Source organism: Streptomyces sp. S3(2020) (assembly GCF_013044505.1).
Lineage (GTDB): Bacteria > Actinomycetota > Actinomycetes > Streptomycetales > Streptomycetaceae > Streptomyces.
In genome coordinates, this window is record NZ_JABERD010000003.1 from 23,716 (window position 1) to 41,801 (window position 18,086).

An 18,086-nucleotide genomic window follows, 5' to 3' on the forward strand; every position below is an offset into this window, starting at 1 on the left:
GCGGGGCACGGATATCTCCATCTCCCCCTTGAGAGCGGACTCCAGCAGCCGCTCGGTCGGTCCATGATCGGGAGTTCTCCCGGCCGAGGCCGTCCTTGGCGCGGTGCTGTGGGCTGGTGCCGGGCGGAAGCGGTCCGATCAGGGTGACGCGGTGCAGGCGGACGGCGGCCTCCATGCTGGCCACGGAGGTGTAGCCGCCGTCGGCCAGGTGCTGACCGGGCAGCAGGCGCGGCCTCCTGAGGCGGGCATGGATGCCGGGAAGGGCCTGGCTGTCCGCGCTGGAGACGACGGTTGCCACGTCGGTGATGACGTTGTCGCGCTTGTCGTCGCAGGTCTTGGTCACGTGCACGAGGTAGCCGGTCCAGCGGGTGTCGCCGCGCCGCGTCCAGCGTGTGGCGGCAGCAGCGGACGGACCTGCTTGTGCCGGAGGTGACGGACGAAGAAGGCGTGGCGGTCGGACCACTCGATGCCGCACTAGGGTGCACGTTTGGTGGCGCGCGGGAGCCGGATGGTGACGGTGGTGCCCACGCCGACTTCGGACTCTACGGTCACCCACCCATGGTGGGCGTGAACGATGGCTTCGACGATGGCGAGACCGAGGCCGGAACCGCCGTAGGCGCGGCTGCGGCTGGCCTCGGCGCGCCAGAAGCGTTCGAAGACGCGGGGCAGGTCACGGGGTGAGATGCCTGGTCCGTTGTCGCTGACCTTGAGCTGGACGACGCTGTCGGTGCGAGTGATGCCGACCAGGACGGCGGTCCGGGCAGGGGTGTGCTGGACGGCGTTGCCGACGAGGTTGCGCAGGGCCTGCTGCAGTCGGGCGGCGTCGCCGTGGACCGGTGTCGGCGGTGACGCCGCCAGTGTGATGCTCCGGTCGGGATAGATGATCTGCGCGTCTTCGGAGACGCTGGCGGCCAGCGCCGTGAGGTCGACGTCGTCCTGGTCCATGGGGCGTCCGGCGTCCAGGCGGGCGAGCAGGGCGAGGTCCTCGACGAGCAGGCGCATGCGGCCGACCTCGTTCTCGATGTGGTCGAGCGCTGTCTCCAGGCCCGGCCCGGACACGCCGCCCTGGCGGTACAGGTCGAGCCAGCCCGAGATCGTGGACAGGGGCGTGCGTAGTTCGTGGGAGGTGTCGGCGGCCATCGACCGGACGGTCGCTTCCGCGCGTGCCTGGGCGTCGAAGGCCCGGTTGACGGCTTCCGCCAGCAGGTCGGTCTCGCTGTTGTCGCCGCGGGTGGGCAGGCGCTCGGTGCGCGAGCCGGCGGCGATGGCGTCGGCGGTGTGAGCCATGCGGGCCAGGGGACGCATTCCCAGACGAAGAACGATGGTGGCAAGGCCGAGAAGGAGTGCCAGCGCGGCGCCGACGAGGGCGAGTTGACGCTTGACGAGTGTGTCGGTGGTGGCGTCGTCCACGGATGTGTCCACGGCCAGGACGAGGGCGGCCGGCTTGACGGTGCGCTTGTTCGGGCCTCGTTCGAGCGTCAGCCCGGGGCTGGGGATCCGGACGGCTGTGAAGTTGTTCTGGTCGCCCGCTCCGTCGTAGGTGGCGACTTCACCGAGTGGCAGGGCGCCGGTCAGGTCGGCGAGTGTGCCTGCGGCCGTGGAGGCTGCCCCCGTCGAGGCCAGGACACGGTTGTCGCCGTCGACGGCGACGATACCGAGCCGTGGTTCGAGCAGTGCGGCGAACTGGTCGGCATCGGCGGACTGCGGGCCGCGGGCGAAGACGTCGGTCAGCCGGTCCGCGCTGGTCCTGAGCGTGTCCTCGTCCCGCTTGTGCAGGAAGTCCTCCAGGAGGAGGGTGCCGCTGACCGCGCCGGCGATCAGGCCGGCTGTGAGGAGGACGCCGAGTCCGGCCAGCAAGCGGAGACGGACGCTGGAGAAGGACCACGGAAGACGGCTGCGGAGCTTCACGGGCGGGCCTGTTCTCGAAGGGTGTATCCGACACCGCGGACGGTGTGCAGCAGCGGCGTACGGCCATGGTCGATCTTTCGGCGCAGGTTGGATATGAAGCGTTCGACGACGACGGAGTCCCGGCCGAAGTCGTACTGCCAGACGGCTTCGAGGATCTGGGCGCGGGAGAGGACCTGGCCCTGGTGGCTCATGAGGTAGTGCAGCAGCCGGTACTCGGTGGGCGAGAGTTCGACGAGCAGGCCCGCACGGCGGACCTCGTGGCGAGGGTCGTCGATTTCTAGGTCGACGCAGTGCAAGGGGGCGTCGTCGGCGACGGGGGCGCCGCCACGGGCTCTGCGGAGCAGGGCCTGCAGACGTGCTCCGACCTCCACGACGCTGAAGGGTTTGGTGACGTAGTCGTCGCCTCCCAGGCGCAGACCGCGCACCCGGTCCTCGACGGCATCGCGGGCGGTGAGGAAGAGGACCGGTACGTCGATGGCCCGGGCTCGAAGAAGTTGGAGAATCTCGAAGCCGTCGACGCCCGGGAGCATGACGTCGAGCACGATGACATCCGGTGCCCGGCGGGCGACCTGTTCGAGTGCTTCGATCAGATCACCCGCCACGTCCACCGCGAAACCGGCGAACCCGAGTGCCGAGACCAGCAGGCTCCGGATACCGGGGTCGTCGTCTATGACGAGCACGCGGTCCCTGGTGCCCCGTGCGTCTACGGCGTGCATACGCTCTCCCGGTCCGGGCTCCGGAGTTGCCCGGCTTCTGCCGCACTCGGGGAGGGAGTTGCCGCGGCACCTCCGGCGGCGGCGTGGCTGTTCATCGTTTTGCCGGCTCACCGGGGTGGGATTCGTTGACCGTGGCGCGCTGGGCCGCGTCGTGGATATCCAGGTTTTCGCCTTCGATGTCGATGTGGGGCAGGGCCCTGTCGAGCCGACGGGGCAGCCACCAGGCCCGGTCGCCGAGGAGGGCCAGCACTGCGGGTACGAGAGTCATGCGGACCAGCAAGGCGTCGACCAGGACGCCGAAGGCCAGGGCGAACGCGATCGGCATGATGTCGATGTCGTGTGAGAACAGGAAGCTGACGAACACCGAGATCATGATGAGCGCGGCCGACGTCACCACGCGGGCCGCGTTGCGTGCGCCGTTGATGATGGCGGCGTGGGCGTTGCGGTGGCGGACGTAGTCCTCGCGCATCGCTGACACGAGGAAGACCTCGTAGTCCATCGCGAGGCCGAAGAGCACGGCCATGACGATGATGGGGACGAAGCTGGCCACGGGTCCCTGGCTGGGTACGCCGAGCGGGCCGGCCAGCCAGCCCCACTGGAAGACCGCGACGGTGGCTCCGAAGGCCGCGCCGACGGACAGCAGGAATCCCACGGTCGCCTTGACGGGGATGGCGATGGACCGGAACGCGACCATCAGGAGCAGCAGTGAGAGGCCGATCACCACGATGGCGAAGGGCACCAGCGCGCCGCTGAGCTTGGACGAGACGTCGATACTGACCGCGGTGAGCCCGGTCACCGCCACGTAGCTGCCGCTTGAGCGGGCGATGGGCTGCATCTCCTCGCGCAGGTGGGAGACCAGGTCGCTGGTCTGCTGGGTGCGCGGTCCGGTGGTGGGAATGACCTGGATGCGGGCCGCTTTCCCGTCCTCGGCCACATCGATGCCGCTTGTGTCCGCGATGCCCTTGACGCTCTGCAGCCTCTTCCCGACGGCGGTGGCAGTGGACTGCAGGGTGCCCGGGTCGTCGTCCTCGACGAGGATGACGAGAGGGCCGTTCGCGCCGGGCCCGAAGGCGTCGCTGATCATGTCGTACGCCTGGCGGCTGGACGAGGTGGTGGCGTTGGAACCGTCGTCGGTGAGGGCGAGCTTGAGCTGCAGGGCGGGAATCGCCATGACGACGAGGGTGACCGTACCCAGGATCAGGTTGCGCAGGGGGTGGCGCAGCACCCCTTGTGTCCAGCGCACACCCAGACTGGCCGCGCCCGTGTTCTGGCCGGCCTGGCGGGCGGCGGCACGTGAACCGGCCTTGGGAACGAGTTTGCGTCCGGCCATGGCCATCAGAGCGGGCAGCAACGTGAGCGCCATGACGACGGCGACCGCGACGGCTCCGGCGGAGGCGAGTCCCATGGAGGTCAGCATCGGGACGCCCGCGACGGACAGTCCGGCCAGGGCGATGACGACGGTGGCGCCGGCGAAGACGACGGCACTGCCGGCGGTCGCGGTGGCCTTGGCGATGGACTCCCGGACGGGAATGCCGTCGGCGAGCTGGGCGCGGTGCCGGGAGACGATGAACAGGGCGTAGTCGATACCGACGGCCAGGCCCAGCATGATCGCCAGGGTCGGGGCGTTGTCGGACACCCCGAACACCGAGGCCAGGCCCATCATGGCGACCATGGTGCCGCCGACGCCGAGAACGGCGGTGAGCAGCGGGAGACCGGCGGCCAGCAGCGAACCGAACGTGATCACCAAGGTGGCCAGCGCCACACCGAGGCCGATCAGCTCGCTGGGCCCGACCGGCGACTCCGACGGGGCGAAGGCGTCACCGCCATACACGGTCTGGAGGCCCGCCCGTCGCGCCTCGGCCCCCGCGTCCTTGACCGCGCTCAGCGTCCCGGCGGCCGCATCACTGTCCTTCTTGACGTCGAAGGTGACCTGAGCGACCGCGGTGCGCTCGTCCTCGGAGACCGTGCCGTCCTCGGCCGGGTCGCTGACCGAGGACACCCCGGCCACACGACGGGTCGCGTCGAGGGCCGCCGTGAGGGACTTCTGGAACTCGGGCTCGGACACCTTGCGGCCGGCGGACGCCTGGAAGACGATCTGCGCGGATATGACGTCCGGGTCCGGCCAATGCCCGTCCATCTTGGTCAGTGCCGTCTCCGCCGGTGAACCGGGGATGGAGTCGCTGTCCTGAAATGTGCCGGCGAACGAGATGCCCAGGCCGGCCACTGCACCGAGAGCGAGCAGCCATCCGATCAACATCGTTCGCCAGCGCGTGGCCCCGAAGGTGCCCAGCCGGTGGAGGAGCGTTGCCATACCCGTTTCTTTCGATAGGAGGGGGAGCGACATGGCTGATCATCGAAAACGGAGTTGACGTCCCGCCCACGGTGAACCTGAGGGCTTCTTGACGGATGTGTGCGGGCCTCAGGGGCCGTCGAGCCTTGTCCACCGCAGCGTTGGCACGCCGACCGACCATTTAACGGCTACAATGGTACCGAAAATGCTCGCCGACGCTGTAGCCCCCGGTTGTGCGGGCCGGGCGTCGGCATGTGTGTGTTGCCAGGGATGAGCAGCGGCGGAACCCCGGCCGTGCCCTGTCGAGGTCTGTCTCGCTGGGAGTCATCCGGGCGTCTGCCCTCGACGCGAAGGCCACGAACCCGGCCGTCCAGCCGACGCGTGCGGTTCTCGTGCGGAACCCCGGTCGGGAACTGTCGGCACCGGCATCAGCAGTGGACCGTGCCCTCGGGCAGATCCCCCTCCGCGATCAGCGGCAGCTCAACGGAGGTCAGCATGTCCCGATAGCGCTGCGCCAGTTGCGAGGGGTGCTTTCGGCTGTACGCCACAAGCTCCCGGTAGAACCCGGGGCCGATTCTCCGCGCGTGTCTGGCCCATCCCAGGGGCACTGCGTTCTCTGGCGCCACCGTCATTCCGAGGCCCTCAACCGCGAACAGGAGAGCCGCCGACACCTGCCCCGTGCGGGCAACGGCACGCGGCGTGAACCCGAGATGTCCCGTTACCCAGTCCACGACCTCACTCATGCCCTGCTCCGCTTCGTAGAGCACCCAGTCGGCATCAGCCAGCTCGGCCGGTTCGGCAATCGTGCCCGCCCCATGTCCGGCGGGACCGATCACGACCATCTCCTCATAGCCGAGTGACACAACCGGTCCCTCCCACGAAGAAGGCCGGGGCCCAACGGCAATGTCCCCCTGGCCGCTCCGCACGGCGTCCTCCAAAGCGCGACGGTGCGAGAAGTCGTGCAGACGCAGGACTGTTGAGGGGAACAACGCGTGCCAACGTGCAGCGGACGACGGCAGGATGCCCGACGCTACGGATCTCACGGTCAGGACATGCACATCGCCGATTCGGCCCTCGACCACCTGCCGAACAGAGTCGTGGGCTTCTTGAATAGCCTGGATTGCGCGCTGGGCCTGCGGCAGGAGAATTCGGCCAGCCGGGGTCAACGTGACGCCATGGCGCCCGCGTTCAAGCAGCTCCGCCCCAAGTTCCTTCTCAAGAGCACGGATCTGCTGAGACAGCGAGGGCTGCGCGACATACAGTCGGACAGCGGCCGCGCTGAAGGAACCGGCCTCACAGATGGCAACGAAGTACTCCAGCTGACGTAGCTGCATACGATCAAGCTACTCCTGCCTCATCGGACGCTGGTCCGCCGCTCGGCTCCTCGAAGTGGACGGACCAGCCGGGTTCATCCGGTGGCGAGGACGACCCTGCTGTCCTTGCGCGCCAGCCGTGTCAGCAGGTAGTCGACCTCGGCGCGGGCCGTGGCGGACAGGCTGGCTCCGGGCCTGCGCTGCGCATCGGATGTCAACAGGCCCCGCCGCTTCATCACGTACTTGCGCACGGCCAGACCCATGCCCGGCTGCTGCTCGTAGCGCATCAAGGGCAGGTGATCGTCGAAGACATCATGGGCGGCGTCACGGTGGTCGTCCGCTGCATAGCGGACCACGTCCACGAGCAGTTCGGGAACGCAGTACCCCGTCATAGCGCCATCCGCGCCACGCTCCGTCTCAAAGTCGAGAAAGAGGCCACCATTCCCACACAGGATCGACAGGCGGGGCATCTCACCGGCAGCCTCCATCTGCCTCAGGCTGCTGATCTTCTCCAGGCCCGGCCAGTCCTCGTGCTTGAGCATCACGCACCCGGGCAGGGTGCTCGCGATCCGGGCGATGACGGACGGGGACATCTCCACGGAGAACGACAGCGGGTAGTCCTGGATCACGAAGGGCACGTCCGCGCCGATGGCCGCGGCGGCTCCCTCGTAGTAGGACACGATCCGGTCATCCGTCCGCAGAGTGTTGGGGGGCGCGATCATGACGCCTGACGCCCCCGCCGACATGACCTCGGCGGACAGCGCTCCCATGGCGGCGTAGCCGGGCGCCGACACCCCCACGACGACCGGCAGGTCGGTCTGCTTGAGCACGTGCCTGACGACGCGCACGCCCTCCTCGTGGGACAGCTTGGGGGCTTCACCCAACTGACCGAGCAGCGTCAGGCCGGAGACACCCACAGATTCGTAGAAGTCCGTGAGTCGGCTGAGTGAGTCGAAGTCGATGGCTCCTTCGTCGTCGAACGGAGTCGGCGCGATAGCGAATACGCCCTGTGTCATGCGAGTCAGCAGTGTCATACCGCAACCTTCTGTAATCAGTTGTCAGGTTCAGATGCTGGCGATGAGGCCGCCGTCGACCCTGACGACGGATCCGGTGATGTAGGCGGCGTGCGTGCTTGCCAGAAAGGCGACCGTGGACGCGTACTCATGCGGCTCGCCATAGCGCCCCACCGGGATCGACGCGACGCTCTCAGCTGCGGCCTGCTCGGCCGTCTTTCCCTCGCGCTCGGCTTTTGACCGGTCTAGAAACTGCACTCGCTCCGTGCGGATCCGTCCGGGAACAATGACGTTGCAGGTAATTCCGTCGGCCGCGATTTCTCGAGCCAGGGTCTTCGACCACCCGAGGAGGCTGGCTCGGAGGGTGTTCGAAAGCCCCAGGTTGGGAATGGGGGAAACCACACCCGAGCTGGTGCTGGTGATGATTCGGCCCCAGCCCCGACTTCTCATCGACGGTGCCACCCTGTCGGTGATCGCCATCACGGACAGCACCATGGACTGAAAGTGCCCCAACCAGACCTCGTGCCCCTGACCCAACACAGGCGAGGGCGGAGGACCGCCGGTGTTGTTGACGAGAATGTCGACCGGACCGAGAGAATCTTCAATCAGTGCGACATTCGCATCGATCGCACTCAGATCGCTGAGATCCCATTGCACTTCCAGCGCGTTTCCGCCAATGCTTTTAACCGCCTCCGCACGCCTTTTTGCCGCCTGCAAATTTATGTCGGCTACGGCAATTATGGCGCCCTCTTCCGCGAGCGCCTGCGCGATTGCGCCGCCGATGCCTCCGCCACCGCCCAGTACAAGCGCAGTCTTTCCGGAAATTCCTAGGTGCACGGTTTCAGCTCCTCATGGCGCCCGATGCAGCAGCGATATGAATCATCGCATTTTTCAGGAGACTATGGCACGGCGCGCTAGCCATGACCAATAGGAATTCATCCCGTGTCATATAGGAAACCCCTATGCGTCACCCGTAGGACTGGCGGCATGAGTGTGGCAAGGATAGTGACGGGGTGTGAACGTCCCGTTCACCGAAGCTGATGCGTGGCGTCCTGGCCCGCAGTGGGAGACTCGATATGTCCTTGCCGGCGACCATGCAGGCGGCGGTGCTGGGCGAGCCCGGTGTCATCCGAACGACGACGCTGCCCTTGCCTCAAGTGGGTCCGGAAGACGTTCTGGTTCACGTTCGCAGAGCATCCTTGTGCGGCACGGACCTCAAGGTCCGAAGCCGGCACTTCTTCTCTGACGGCGGGCCAGCCCCCGATGTGTTCGTTCCGGGTCACGAGTACGCAGGAGTCGTCGTCGCGGTCGGGGACTCGGTCGACGAGTTCCACGTCGGCGACCGGGTCGTCACCGAGGCACACCGCGGCTGCATGCGCTGTGCCAACTGCCTGGCCGGCGGCTACACCGACTGCCTCAACTACGGTCAGCGGCACAAGGGGCACCGTGTGCAGGGGATGACGGTGAACGGGGGATTCGCCGAGTACGCGCTCAACCATGTCTCCACCCTTCACCGGCTTCCGGACTCGGTCGACTTCGACGCGGCGGTAGTCCTCACGACGGTGGGCACGGTCATGCACGCCTTCGACATACTCGACTCCCTGCTGGTGGGCGCGAGTGTTGCCGTGATCGGGCCGGGCCCGATCGGACTGCTCGCCACCCAGGTCGCCCGCGAACTCGGCGCTCGGACGGTGGCCCTGATCGGCACACGTGACGCCCGCCTGGAGATCGGCAAGTCGTTCGGTGCGGACCTCGTGCTCAACTCCCGTCGCGAAGACGCCGTTGCCGCGGTGCGTGAGGCGACGCACGGCACCGGCGCTGACATCGTCCTGGAATGCTCGGGTGCTCCCAGCGCGGTGGACGACGCACTCCGTATGGCGAAGCGAGCCGGCAAGGTCGTGCTCGTGGGCTTCTTCGAGGAGCCGGTACGGGCCGATCTCAATCACGCCGTGATGAACGGCATCGCGATCGAGACGGTCCGCGGTGAGGGCACCGGCTCGTTGGCCCGCGCCGTTTCCCTCGCGGCCCGTGGACGTCTGCGCACCGCTGAACTGATCACGCACCACTTCCCCCTGCAGGACGTCGGCGAAGCCTTCGACACCTACGCCGAACGCCGGGGCAACGCCATCAAAGTCATGCTGGACGTGTCCGAGGACGAGGGAACGCACCAGTGACGAACGACGGCCGCAACGGTCTGACGCCACCCGCCCCGGCGCCTGGACGCGAGAGAGCGGCAGCGGCGATGACGCACGCTGCCGCCACCTGGCTGGGCACGTTGAGCCAGGAACAGCTGCGCTTCGCCCTGTATGACTCGCCGCTCGACTCCGCGGCCGAGGAGGAGCGACTGCGGTGGTTCTACACGCCGACCGATCACGGCGGACTGACCGTCCGGGAGCAGAGCGCCTACCAGCAGAGCCTGGTCATGCAGTTGGTGGCGACCGGGCTGTCCGAGGCCGGGTACGCCACGGTCGCCACCGTGATGGGCCTGGAGAACGTCCTGGACCAGGTGGAAGGGTGGCGGACCGCCTGGGGGCGGGAGCGCGGGCGTGATCCAGGCCTGTACTGGCTGAGGATCTTCGGCCGGCCCGGCGACCCGGTCTGGGCCTGGAGGTTCGGGGGCCACCACATCTCCCTGAACAACCTGATCGTGGCGGACCGGCTCGTCTCGACGACACCGTGCTTCATCGGCGCCGACCCCGCGAAGACCGCGTTGCTGGGCGGATCCCTGAACGCACTGGGAGGGATCGAGGACCAGGCACGGCAACTGGCACGGACGCTGAGCGCACCACAGATGCGGCAGGCACTGCTCCACCCGTCAGCCGTGTCCGACATCGTCTCCGGCAACCGACCGCGCATCCGCCACGGCGACACCATGATGCACATGCAGGACCTGTGGCGGGGCAGCTTCGCGGACCCTGCTCTGACTCGTCTCGTCGACGACATCGACCGTCGGGCCGAGGCGGGCAGCGGGTACACCGAGGACGACCACGCGCGCGTGGCGATCACGGTCCCGCCCCGAGGCGTCAGCGCACGCGACCTGGACGAAGAGCAACGCCATGGGCTGCGAAGGCTGCTGGCCCTGTACACCGGCCGGGCCCCGCAGGATCTCGCCAGGGAATACGGCGCTCACTACGCCTCCGACCCTGTCCTCGACGAGGTCCACTTCAGCTGGGCCGGCAGCTTGGACGCCGACCAACCGCACTACTACCGGCTCCACGGCCCCGGCGTCCTCGTCGAGTACGACAACACCCAACGGCACGCCAACCACGCCCACTCGGTATGGCGCGACCCGGCCTCCGACTTCGGCCTGGACGTCCTCGCGGAACACCGGGCACGGTCGGCCCACTGACGGACCGCGCGGGCGGGCCGCCTCAGGTATGCGCGACGGCGTCCGCCGGCGAGGTCGGGGTCATACCTGGACGGAGTCAGGCGCGGTGTGTCGGACCATGCCCTTACGGTCGTAGGAGCGGGTGCCGAGGAAGCCGACGAGGATGCCGAGAACGACCGCTGCGAGAGAAGCGATCACGGCGCGGCCCAGGCCCGAGTCCCAGGTGGCTCCGAAGTACAGAACTGAGCGGGTGCCGAGGTAGATCTGGTGCATCGGTTCGAACGAGGAGAGGAACCGGAGAAAGGAAGGGCTGGCCTCGAGCGGCATCGTGCCTCCCGAACTGGGCACCGACAGCACGATGAACAGGAAGAGGTTGACCACCATGCCCAGGCCGCCCAGCAGCGCGAGTATCGACTGTACGACCACGGCGACGGCGGTGATCACCAGCACACTGAGCATCCACAGCGTCCAAGGGTGCTCCAAGGGCATCCCGGCCCATTTCGCCACCCCCAGATAGACCGTGCCGACCACCACCGCAAGGCCGGTCATGAGGGCCCACTTCATCGTGAGGGTTGCCAGCCGGCTGTATCCCGAGTTTCCCTCCAGCCGGTAGACCGGCCCCATCTCCGTCGGGATGAAGCCGAGGTACGCATCAACGAGGTTGCTGGCGATCAGGGAACCGGTGAAGCCGGCCAATACGAGGAGGAGCGCGTAGTACATCGCCGACATCCCGTTGCCCGTGCCGTCCGGAACGTTCTGGAAGGGCGCGACCCGGGTGTCCATGGGCTCGGAAAGAACGAGGCGCGCGGTCCCCGACAGGCTTCGATCGTGAGACGCGCCGGTTGCCTTGGCCGATGTCACAGCCGTGATGAGTTCTTCGCCCACCGCCTGGTTGGCACGCGTCAGTGCCTGGTCGGCGAACTTGGTGACGATGGACCCGCTGGAAGCGCTGGCGAGCTGGTTGGTGTAGACGGTGATGACGGGCCGCTCGACGGAGCCGGTGGACGTTGCGTCCGCGGAGAGTGCTGCCAGCTTCCGGCTGAGGTCGCCGGGCAGGACGATCGCACCGTAGGTCTTCGCCTCACCCATTTCGCTCTTCGCGTCGGCCAGGCTGAGCATGTGCAGGTCAAACTTGTCGCCGTCGACGTTCTTGCGCAGATTGTCGACGATCTGCCGGCCGACGTCGATGTGCTGCCCCGACGCGGTGGTGGCCCCGGTGTCGGCGTTGACGATCGCGATCGGGAAATCGTCGATGTCGTCCGGTGAACTGACCATCCCTCCCAGGTACATGGCGGCCAATACCGCCATGACGACGGTGACAACTATCGAGGGCATGAGCCACATGCGTGGGCCAGGTCTGCTCTTTGCGGAGTCCTTGCCGTGCGCCATCGTCGTGCACCTTCCTGGGAATGTTTTGGATACGAAGTAACCATAATGATGTTCTGTCGTCATGCCGTCAACCGGAGTGCGGGCGAGCGAGGGCATCGACCGGACGTTGCTCCCGTACCGCTGTCGAAAACGGATACGGTAAGACCGAAACTCCTACTCCGCCACGTGCACTCAGGGAGATCCGCGCGAGAGGGTGGCCGCTTCATGACTTGAAAGGTTCAGCCCGCTCCGGGAAGTCCTGCCTGGTGGGCCGGCCGGACGCCGCCCCCCCCCGCATCGGCGAGGGTGTCCCCCGGATGGGCGCCGGGCGGATCGTCGACACGGCCCTGAAGTTCATCAAGGAGGTCGGGATCCACACGCTCACCCTGCGCATGCTCGCCGGTGCCCTGAAGTCGGGTACAGCGACGCTCCACCGGCACTTCGACGGCAAGGATGAACTCCTCGCTCTGGTCGCCGGTAGAATCCTGGGCGAAGTCCGCGTCCCTCCCGAGATTTTGGACGGTATGTCCTGTCGGGAAGCCGTGACCATGTCGGCGGAGGCGTTCTACGGCACGCTGTGCCGGCACCCCAACACGCTTTCCCTGCTGACGGCCCAAGTTCCCGGCGGCCCCAACGGCTTCCGTGTCAGGGAACGTCTCATCACACAGTTCCTGAGCCACGGCTTCTCGGTCGCTTTGGCCGCCCGTGCCTTCACGGCCATCGGCCACTACGTGATCGGCTTCGCCATCCAGCAGCACGGCCCCGGGACTCCGGGTCCCGAGGACCACCTGCGTCTGCTGCGACTACTGCAACTCCCTTGACGCGGCCGTCCATCCGGCCACGACCGCCGCGTCCGACGAGTTGACCTCCGTACCGCCGCACGAGGAGTTCCGGTCGGGACCTGCGCCTCGACGGGCTGGAACAGGTCCGGCTCAACCTTGCGCAGCGGCCTGAGGACGCCATGTGCCGCTGAGTGCTGTGGCCCGGCGGCGGCATGGCGTCGCCGACCGTCTCAGTGCCAGCCGATCCAGTCGGCCACGGCACGGCCCATGACGAGCTCCAGGTCGCGGCCTCGCAGCCAGGGCAGTTCCTCGGTGAACATCGTCACTGCCTCGCGCCACGAGCAGTGCAGACGTGTGATGTCGGTGCCCCAGAACATCCGTTGGGCGCCGTACGCGTCGAAGACCTGCCGGAGCACACCGTGAGTGCTCGCGAACGGGTATGCGTCCGTCGCCATGCTCGGTACAGCCGTCGCCTTGACCGCGATGTTGGGGTGGCGGGCGAGAGCGAGCAGGGCGTCAAGGTGCGCGGCGGCGTCGGGCAGCTTCTCGAAGGGGTTGACCGCGAGGTGGTCGATCAGTAGGCGCATATTCGGGTATCGGGCGGCGACGTCTCCTACGGCGGCCAGGTACGGCGGCAGCACCATGATCCCCATGGGGGCCTTGCGTCGGTCGGCGGCGGCCCACAGCCAGTCGAGGTCGCCCGATGCGATGCGGTCGGCCATATCCGGCGCCGCCAGCATGAAGCGCAGGCCCAGCATGCCGGGTTTGTCCAGCCAGGCGTCGACGCGGGATTCGTCCGCGGTCTCGTCGAGGGGGAACCAGCCGAGGGTCGCGAACCGATCGGGATGCTGTTTCGCCGCCTCCACGGCGTAGTCGTTGGCGTCGGCGTCCCAGACCGCCGGACAGTTGACGGCGCGGTGTACCCCGGCCTCGTCCATGTCCCGCAGGGCGGTCTCGACGGTGTACGGCGCGCGCCAGTGGTGCGGCGGCGCGCTCTCGCCGGCCCAGAGGTGGATCTGTGCGTCGATGATGTGCACGGGTGTTCCTCTCAGTTCGTGATGTCGGGGATCGGCAGGCCGCGCAGGCGCGCGGTCATCCAGTCGGCGATGAGCGCGTCACGGTCGTGCTTGTGGTTGTAGACGCAGTGGTTGCCGTCGGAGAAGATCACCATCCGCTTGTCTGCCGTCGGTGCGCCCTGCAGCAGGATCTGTGCGAGGTCGGTCGAGATCATCGGGTCCGCGCCGCCCTGCACGACCAGCAGCGGATATCCAGTGTTGGGCCCGTCGGCGAGCGGGGTGACGGTCTTCCAGACGTCCACCGCCCGGTCCGGGTCCCCTGTTCCGCAGGCGGCCACCATCTTCGAGAAGAAGGTCCCCATGGTCGGCGGCACCAGCCACGGCGCGTGGATGCCGCCGTTGTCGACACACGCCCTGATCCGGGTGTCCTGTGCCGCGACGGCCATGGCGACGCTGCCCCCCATGCTGTTGCCGATGAAGCCGATCGGGCGGCCCGGTGAGCGCCCGTCGAGGAAATCGACGGCTCGCCCGTACGCGTCGCGCCACTCGGTGGTGAGGTAGTGCGCGTGCGCCAGCCGCGTTTCGCCCTGCCCCGGACCGTCGAGCAGCAGTGCGTCGACGCCCCGTGCCGCGAGTGCCTCGCCGATGCTGTCGAAATCCATTGCCCAGCCCTCGACGCCGCCGATGACGATGGCCGAGCCGACCGCGGTGTCGCCCGCGGGAACCAGCCACCCCACCAGCGGACCACTATCGGTGTGGATCGTGACACGCTCACGGTCACCGCTTGCTTCCGCAGCCCGCGCGTAGAGTTCCGCAGCCCGCGCGAAGATCACCCGGCGCTCCGCGGTGTCGGACAGCATCATCATCTGGCTCATACGCAGCAGGGCGGACGCACGGCGCAGGTACGTGACCTGCGTGGGTTTCCCGGCAGCCCCCGCGGTGCCCTCGGCGCGGCGCAGGCACACGCCCGCAAGTTCGGTGGCGGCGGAGTGCCAGTCCTGTCCCTCGATCACGCGGGCGCGCAGCTCGACGGCATCTGCGTAGTCGACGCCATAGCCGGTCATGCGCTCCAACGAGAACTGACGCAGCCCGGCCTGCGATTCGACCGAGAGCCTCGACATGGCCTCCTCCGTCTCAGCGCGGCTGCCCACGAACGTCAGGTTCACGACCGGGGCCGTGCGACCCTCGGTGACCTCCTGCTGTGCTGACATTCCTGAAGTTCCTCCTGTTCGGCCTGGCGCGATGCGATTGCCAGGGCGGCTGTCCCGTGAGCTGCGGCGACATGAGAGGTGCGGCTCGTCGCTGGTGTGCAGCTTGACCATGAGCTGGAATCCGGCGCCGCCCGGAAGATGGCACGGTGCCGGGCAGCGGCCCGTCCCGGACCGCCAGCCGATGATTTCGAGTACAGCGTATCCGTAATTCTGTCCTGACACAACGGACACGGTTGCCGGGTGGCGATGAGCCCTCGGATCGCGCGTGGACTCCCCGGGACGACTTTCGTGGGCGACAGAGCACGAACTCTGTCCGATTCGGCGCCCCGTGACTGCTTCAGGCCTCCGCGTGGAGTTGCCTCTGCCGTTCCAGCCCGTCGAGGAGCAGTTCCAGGCCGAACCGGAACTCCTCGTGCAGCGGTACGGACGTCAGTTCGTCGGCCGCCGCGACGGTGGCCGGATAGGCAACCGGGTCAAGGGACTTGTAGTAGTCCCGAAGCTGCAACTGGTCCTCGGTGCGCGGTGTCCCGGGGCCGTACTGCTGGATGGCGAAGCCGATCACGTAGTGGCCCATGGCCGTGTAAGAACGAGCGGCCAGGCCGATCGGGAACCCGTGCCCGGTGAAGAGTGTGACCAGCCGTTCCCTGCCCCGAAGGGCATTGGGGCCGACAGGGACCTGGGCCGCGAGCAAGGACAGCGCGTTGGGGTGCCGGCACAGCGTGCCGTAGAACGCCTCCGCCGCGGCACTCACGGCTTCCCTCCAGGAGAGTCCGTCCAACTCCTCCACCGGGATACGGACTTCGCCCAGGATTCTGTCGGCGACCAGAGCGAGGAGTTCGTCCTTGCCGTTGAAGTGCCGGTAGAGCGTCGCCGTACCCGAGTTCAGAGTGTCGGCGAGCATGCGCAGGGTCAGTGCCTGGATGCCGACCTCGTCGATGAGCTTCAGGGCCGTGTCCACCATCCGCCCGGCGTCCATCGGGGGACGCCCCCGCCGATACACGGGGGGCGGCGTCCGGCCGGCCCACCAGGCAGGACTTCCCGCAATGGACTGGACCTCCGAAGTCATGAAGCGCTCACCCTTTCGGTCGGATTCTGCTGAGGACACGCATCTCTGAAGGGATTTTCGGTCTTATCGTATCCGTTTTCGGCGGTGGTGCGGGGCACCCCCGAACGGGGCACGGTTAGTCTGCGGCCCGGGCCGGCTGTACCAGGCCGGTCTGGTAGGCGATGACGATGAGCTGGGCACGGTCGCGTGCATCAAGTTTGGCCATGGCTCGTTGGATGTGGGTGCGTACGGTCAGCGGGCTGATCGCCAATATGTCGGCAATCCCTTCGTTGGACTTGCCGTTGGCAGCGAGGGCCATGACCTCGCGCTCTCGGGAGGTCAGATGGGCCAGGCGCTGTGGCCTCACCGGGCGGTCGTGCGAGGGGCGGACGGTGAGGAAGCGGGCGATGAGCGAGCGGGTGGCCCCTCGTGAGAGGAGTGGCTCACCGGAGGCAACGGTGCGGATGCCGGTGAAGAGTTCGTCCACGGTTGCGTCCTTGCCGAGGAAGCCGCTCGCTCCGGCTTGCAGGGCCCGGGCGACGTACTCCTCGGTCTCGTAGGTGGTGAGAACGAGGACTCGGGTGGCGGACAGCTCTGGGTCCCGGCAGATCGCGGCCGTGGCGGTCAGTCCGTCCATCCCTGGCATACGGATGTCCATGAGGACGATGTCGGGGTGGTGGGCGTGGGCGAGTTCCACCGCTTCTCTGCCGTCGGAGGCTTCGCCGATCACCACCATGTCGTCGCAGGAGTCGATCAGAGTCCGGAAGGTGGCCCGCATCAGCGCCTGGTCGTCGGCGAGCAGAACACGGATCGTCATGGAGTTCGTTCCCTGGGGTCGTGGGGATGCAGTGGCAGGGCGGTGGTGACCTGGAAACCGCCTGCGGGCCGGGGGCCTGCCCGTAGTTCGCCGCCGACAGAGTGGGCGCGCTCCGTCATGCTGATGAGGCCGAAGCCGCCGCCTTTGGCGGACTGGAGCGTTGTGGTGGTGAGGGCGTCTGTGTCATTGGTGATCGTGAGGGTCAGGCTGGTCCTGGCGTAGGCGAGTTGTATGTGCGCGGTTTTCGCGGGTGTGTGCTTGGCGACGTTGGTGAGCGCCTCCTGCACGATGCGGTACGCGGTCAGATCCACTCCGGGGGACAGCGGCTGGGTTTGTCCTTGGCTGGTGACGGTGACGGTGAGTCCCCCTGACTCGCAGGATTCGATCAGCTCGGGCAGGAGGTGGAGGCCGGGGGCCGGTTCCAAGGGCGCGGAGTCGGGGTCGTCCGCGTGGCGCAGGAGGCCGACGGTGGCCTTGAGTTCACGCATCGCTGTGGTGGTGGTGCCGACCAGGTCGGCGAGGATCTTCTGCGCCTGCTCGGGACGGGTCCGCGTGAAGTGCTCGGCGACGCCTGCCTGGATCTTGGCCAGAGCCAGGTGGTGGGCGACGACGTCGTGCAGGTCGCGGGCGATGCGCATGCGCTCCTCGGTGACGCGGTGGTGTGCCTCTTCTTCGCGGGTCCGCTCGGCGTGTTCGGCGCGGGCCTGGACGGCTTGCAGATAGGCGCCGCGTAGTCGGGCGCCGCGCCCCCAGGCGAGGGGCAGCAGCAGCCACAGGAGGGGGCCGGCCACCTCGAAGTCCGAGGGGTCGTTGATCACCATCGTGGCCACCATCGCGCCCACGGTGGTGAAGCCGTAGGTGTGGGTGGTCCTGGAGTCGGTGCCGGCCGCCAGTCGGAACAGTCCGGCCATGAGGGGCGCGAGGAGCAGGGGGGTGACGACGTAGTCCAGGGCGATGGTGGTCACGGTGGCGGCGGCGGTGACGACGAGGGCGGCGCGCGGGCGGCGGCGACTGGCCAGCAGGGCGACGCAGGACAGGGCGGCAAGGGCTTCGGCGGGCCATTCCATGGCCGGCGACGTGGCATCGGGCGTGGTGAACGAGTCGCCGACAGCGACGCAGGTCCACAGGGCCAACGACATCACCAGGCCGGCGGCCCGGGGGCGGAACGGCGTCTGTTGCTGGGGTGGGGTGGTCATTGGCCCTCCGGTGAGCGACTGCGGGCTTGCTTGCCCCGTAGGGGTGACAGGAGCCGCCCGTGGACAAAGCCACGGGCGGCGGG

15 protein-coding genes are annotated in these 18,086 nt (G+C 67.8%); 3 read left to right on the forward strand and 12 right to left on the reverse strand.

From position 1 onward, the window contains the following. Window positions 1-474: 474 nt before the first annotated feature. The 6 genes from HLK59_RS51880 to HLK59_RS01955 form a co-directional block, all read right to left on the reverse strand. Window positions 475-1,908, reverse strand: coding sequence for a HAMP domain-containing sensor histidine kinase (locus tag HLK59_RS51880; RefSeq protein ID WP_171139395.1), 1,434 nt, complete (start codon window positions 1,906-1,908; stop codon window positions 475-477). Then, window positions 1,905-2,624 (reverse strand): response regulator transcription factor, encoded by a 720-nt coding sequence (locus tag HLK59_RS01935; protein WP_171139396.1) that lies wholly within the window; start codon window positions 2,622-2,624, stop codon window positions 1,905-1,907. The genes HLK59_RS51880 and HLK59_RS01935 overlap by 4 nt, the downstream gene beginning before the upstream one ends. A gap of 91 nt (window positions 2,625-2,715) precedes the next feature. Then, a complete protein-coding gene (locus HLK59_RS01940) occupies window positions 2,716-4,935 on the reverse strand; it encodes an MMPL family transporter (protein WP_240982135.1) in 2,220 nt (739 codons plus the stop codon). 407 nt (window positions 4,936-5,342) lie between these two features. Further along, window positions 5,343-6,248: a LysR family transcriptional regulator gene (locus tag HLK59_RS01945; protein ID WP_171139397.1), complete on the reverse strand. Its 906-nt coding sequence runs from the start codon at window positions 6,246-6,248 to the stop codon at window positions 5,343-5,345. 74 nt (window positions 6,249-6,322) lie between these two features. Then, window positions 6,323-7,261: a dihydrodipicolinate synthase family protein gene (locus tag HLK59_RS01950; RefSeq protein WP_171139398.1), complete on the reverse strand. Its 939-nt coding sequence runs from the start codon at window positions 7,259-7,261 to the stop codon at window positions 6,323-6,325. A gap of 30 nt (window positions 7,262-7,291) precedes the next feature. Further along, the gene (locus HLK59_RS01955; protein WP_171139399.1) at window positions 7,292-8,077 is read right to left on the reverse strand and encodes an SDR family oxidoreductase; all 786 of its coding nucleotides are present in this window, start codon (window positions 8,075-8,077) and stop codon (window positions 7,292-7,294) included. A gap of 257 nt (window positions 8,078-8,334) precedes the next feature. Here HLK59_RS01955 and HLK59_RS01960 point away from each other — a divergent pair, with 257 nt between their 5' ends. Next, window positions 8,335-9,414, forward strand: a complete 1,080-nt coding sequence (locus tag HLK59_RS01960; protein ID WP_240982142.1) for a zinc-binding dehydrogenase — start codon at window positions 8,335-8,337, stop codon at window positions 9,412-9,414. 68 nt (window positions 9,415-9,482) lie between these two features. After that, window positions 9,483-10,589, forward strand: coding sequence for a DUF3500 domain-containing protein (locus HLK59_RS01965; protein ID WP_171139401.1), 1,107 nt, complete (start codon window positions 9,483-9,485; stop codon window positions 10,587-10,589). A gap of 60 nt (window positions 10,590-10,649) precedes the next feature. Here the strand turns inward: HLK59_RS01965 and HLK59_RS01970 are convergent, their stop codons facing one another. Further along, complete coding sequence (locus HLK59_RS01970; protein ID WP_171139402.1) at window positions 10,650-11,957, reverse strand: DUF3533 domain-containing protein; 1,308 nt, start codon at window positions 11,955-11,957, stop codon at window positions 10,650-10,652. A 209-nt stretch (window positions 11,958-12,166) separates the two neighbouring features. On the opposite strand from HLK59_RS01970, the gene HLK59_RS01975 reads away from it, so the two are divergent. Next, window positions 12,167-12,757, forward strand: a complete 591-nt coding sequence (locus tag HLK59_RS01975) for a TetR/AcrR family transcriptional regulator C-terminal domain-containing protein (RefSeq protein ID WP_171139403.1) — start codon at window positions 12,167-12,169, stop codon at window positions 12,755-12,757. Window positions 12,758-12,948: 191 nt separating this feature from the next. Here the strand turns inward: HLK59_RS01975 and HLK59_RS01980 are convergent, their stop codons facing one another. The 5 genes from HLK59_RS01980 to HLK59_RS02000 form a co-directional block, all read right to left on the reverse strand. Next, window positions 12,949-13,755: an amidohydrolase family protein gene (locus tag HLK59_RS01980; protein WP_171139404.1), complete on the reverse strand. Its 807-nt coding sequence runs from the start codon at window positions 13,753-13,755 to the stop codon at window positions 12,949-12,951. Window positions 13,756-13,766: 11 nt separating this feature from the next. Further along, window positions 13,767-14,900, reverse strand: coding sequence for an alpha/beta fold hydrolase (locus HLK59_RS01985; RefSeq protein WP_171139405.1), 1,134 nt, complete (start codon window positions 14,898-14,900; stop codon window positions 13,767-13,769). Window positions 14,901-15,282: 382 nt separating this feature from the next. Further along, entirely contained in the window at window positions 15,283-15,906 is a 624-nt protein-coding gene (locus HLK59_RS01990; protein ID WP_171139406.1) for a TetR/AcrR family transcriptional regulator, read from the reverse strand. 220 nt (window positions 15,907-16,126) lie between these two features. Beyond that, on the reverse strand, window positions 16,127-16,807 hold the full coding sequence (locus HLK59_RS01995) for a response regulator transcription factor (RefSeq protein ID WP_171139407.1): 681 nt from the start codon (window positions 16,805-16,807) through the stop codon (window positions 16,127-16,129). Then, complete coding sequence (locus HLK59_RS02000; RefSeq protein WP_171139408.1) at window positions 16,804-18,003, reverse strand: sensor histidine kinase; 1,200 nt, start codon at window positions 18,001-18,003, stop codon at window positions 16,804-16,806. Before HLK59_RS02000 ends, HLK59_RS01995 begins: the two co-directional genes overlap by 4 nt. Window positions 18,004-18,086 lie beyond the last annotated feature (83 nt).

What these genes read in the sequence shown, in the direction of transcription:
- HLK59_RS01965 (WP_171139401.1), top strand. Translation starts at nt 9,483, where the DNA reads ATGACGCACGCTGCCGCCACCTGGCTGGGCACGTTGAGCCAGGAACAG.
- HLK59_RS01935 (WP_171139396.1), bottom strand. Translation starts at nt 2,624, where the DNA reads ATGCACGCCGTAGACGCACGGGGCACCAGGGACCGCGTGCTCGTCATA.
- HLK59_RS01950 (WP_171139398.1), bottom strand. Translation starts at nt 7,261, where the DNA reads ATGACACTGCTGACTCGCATGACACAGGGCGTATTCGCTATCGCGCCG.
- HLK59_RS01995 (WP_171139407.1), bottom strand. Translation starts at nt 16,807, where the DNA reads ATGACGATCCGTGTTCTGCTCGCCGACGACCAGGCGCTGATGCGGGCC.
- HLK59_RS01970 (WP_171139402.1), bottom strand. Translation starts at nt 11,957, where the DNA reads ATGGCGCACGGCAAGGACTCCGCAAAGAGCAGACCTGGCCCACGCATG.
- HLK59_RS01990 (WP_171139406.1), bottom strand. Translation starts at nt 15,906, where the DNA reads ATGGTGGACACGGCCCTGAAGCTCATCGACGAGGTCGGCATCCAGGCA.
- HLK59_RS02000 (WP_171139408.1), bottom strand. Translation starts at nt 18,003, where the DNA reads ATGACCACCCCACCCCAGCAACAGACGCCGTTCCGCCCCCGGGCCGCC.
- HLK59_RS01945 (WP_171139397.1), bottom strand. Translation starts at nt 6,248, where the DNA reads ATGCAGCTACGTCAGCTGGAGTACTTCGTTGCCATCTGTGAGGCCGGT.
- HLK59_RS01940 (WP_240982135.1), bottom strand. Translation starts at nt 4,935, where the DNA reads ATGGCAACGCTCCTCCACCGGCTGGGCACCTTCGGGGCCACGCGCTGG.
- HLK59_RS01960 (WP_240982142.1), top strand. Translation starts at nt 8,335, where the DNA reads ATGCAGGCGGCGGTGCTGGGCGAGCCCGGTGTCATCCGAACGACGACG.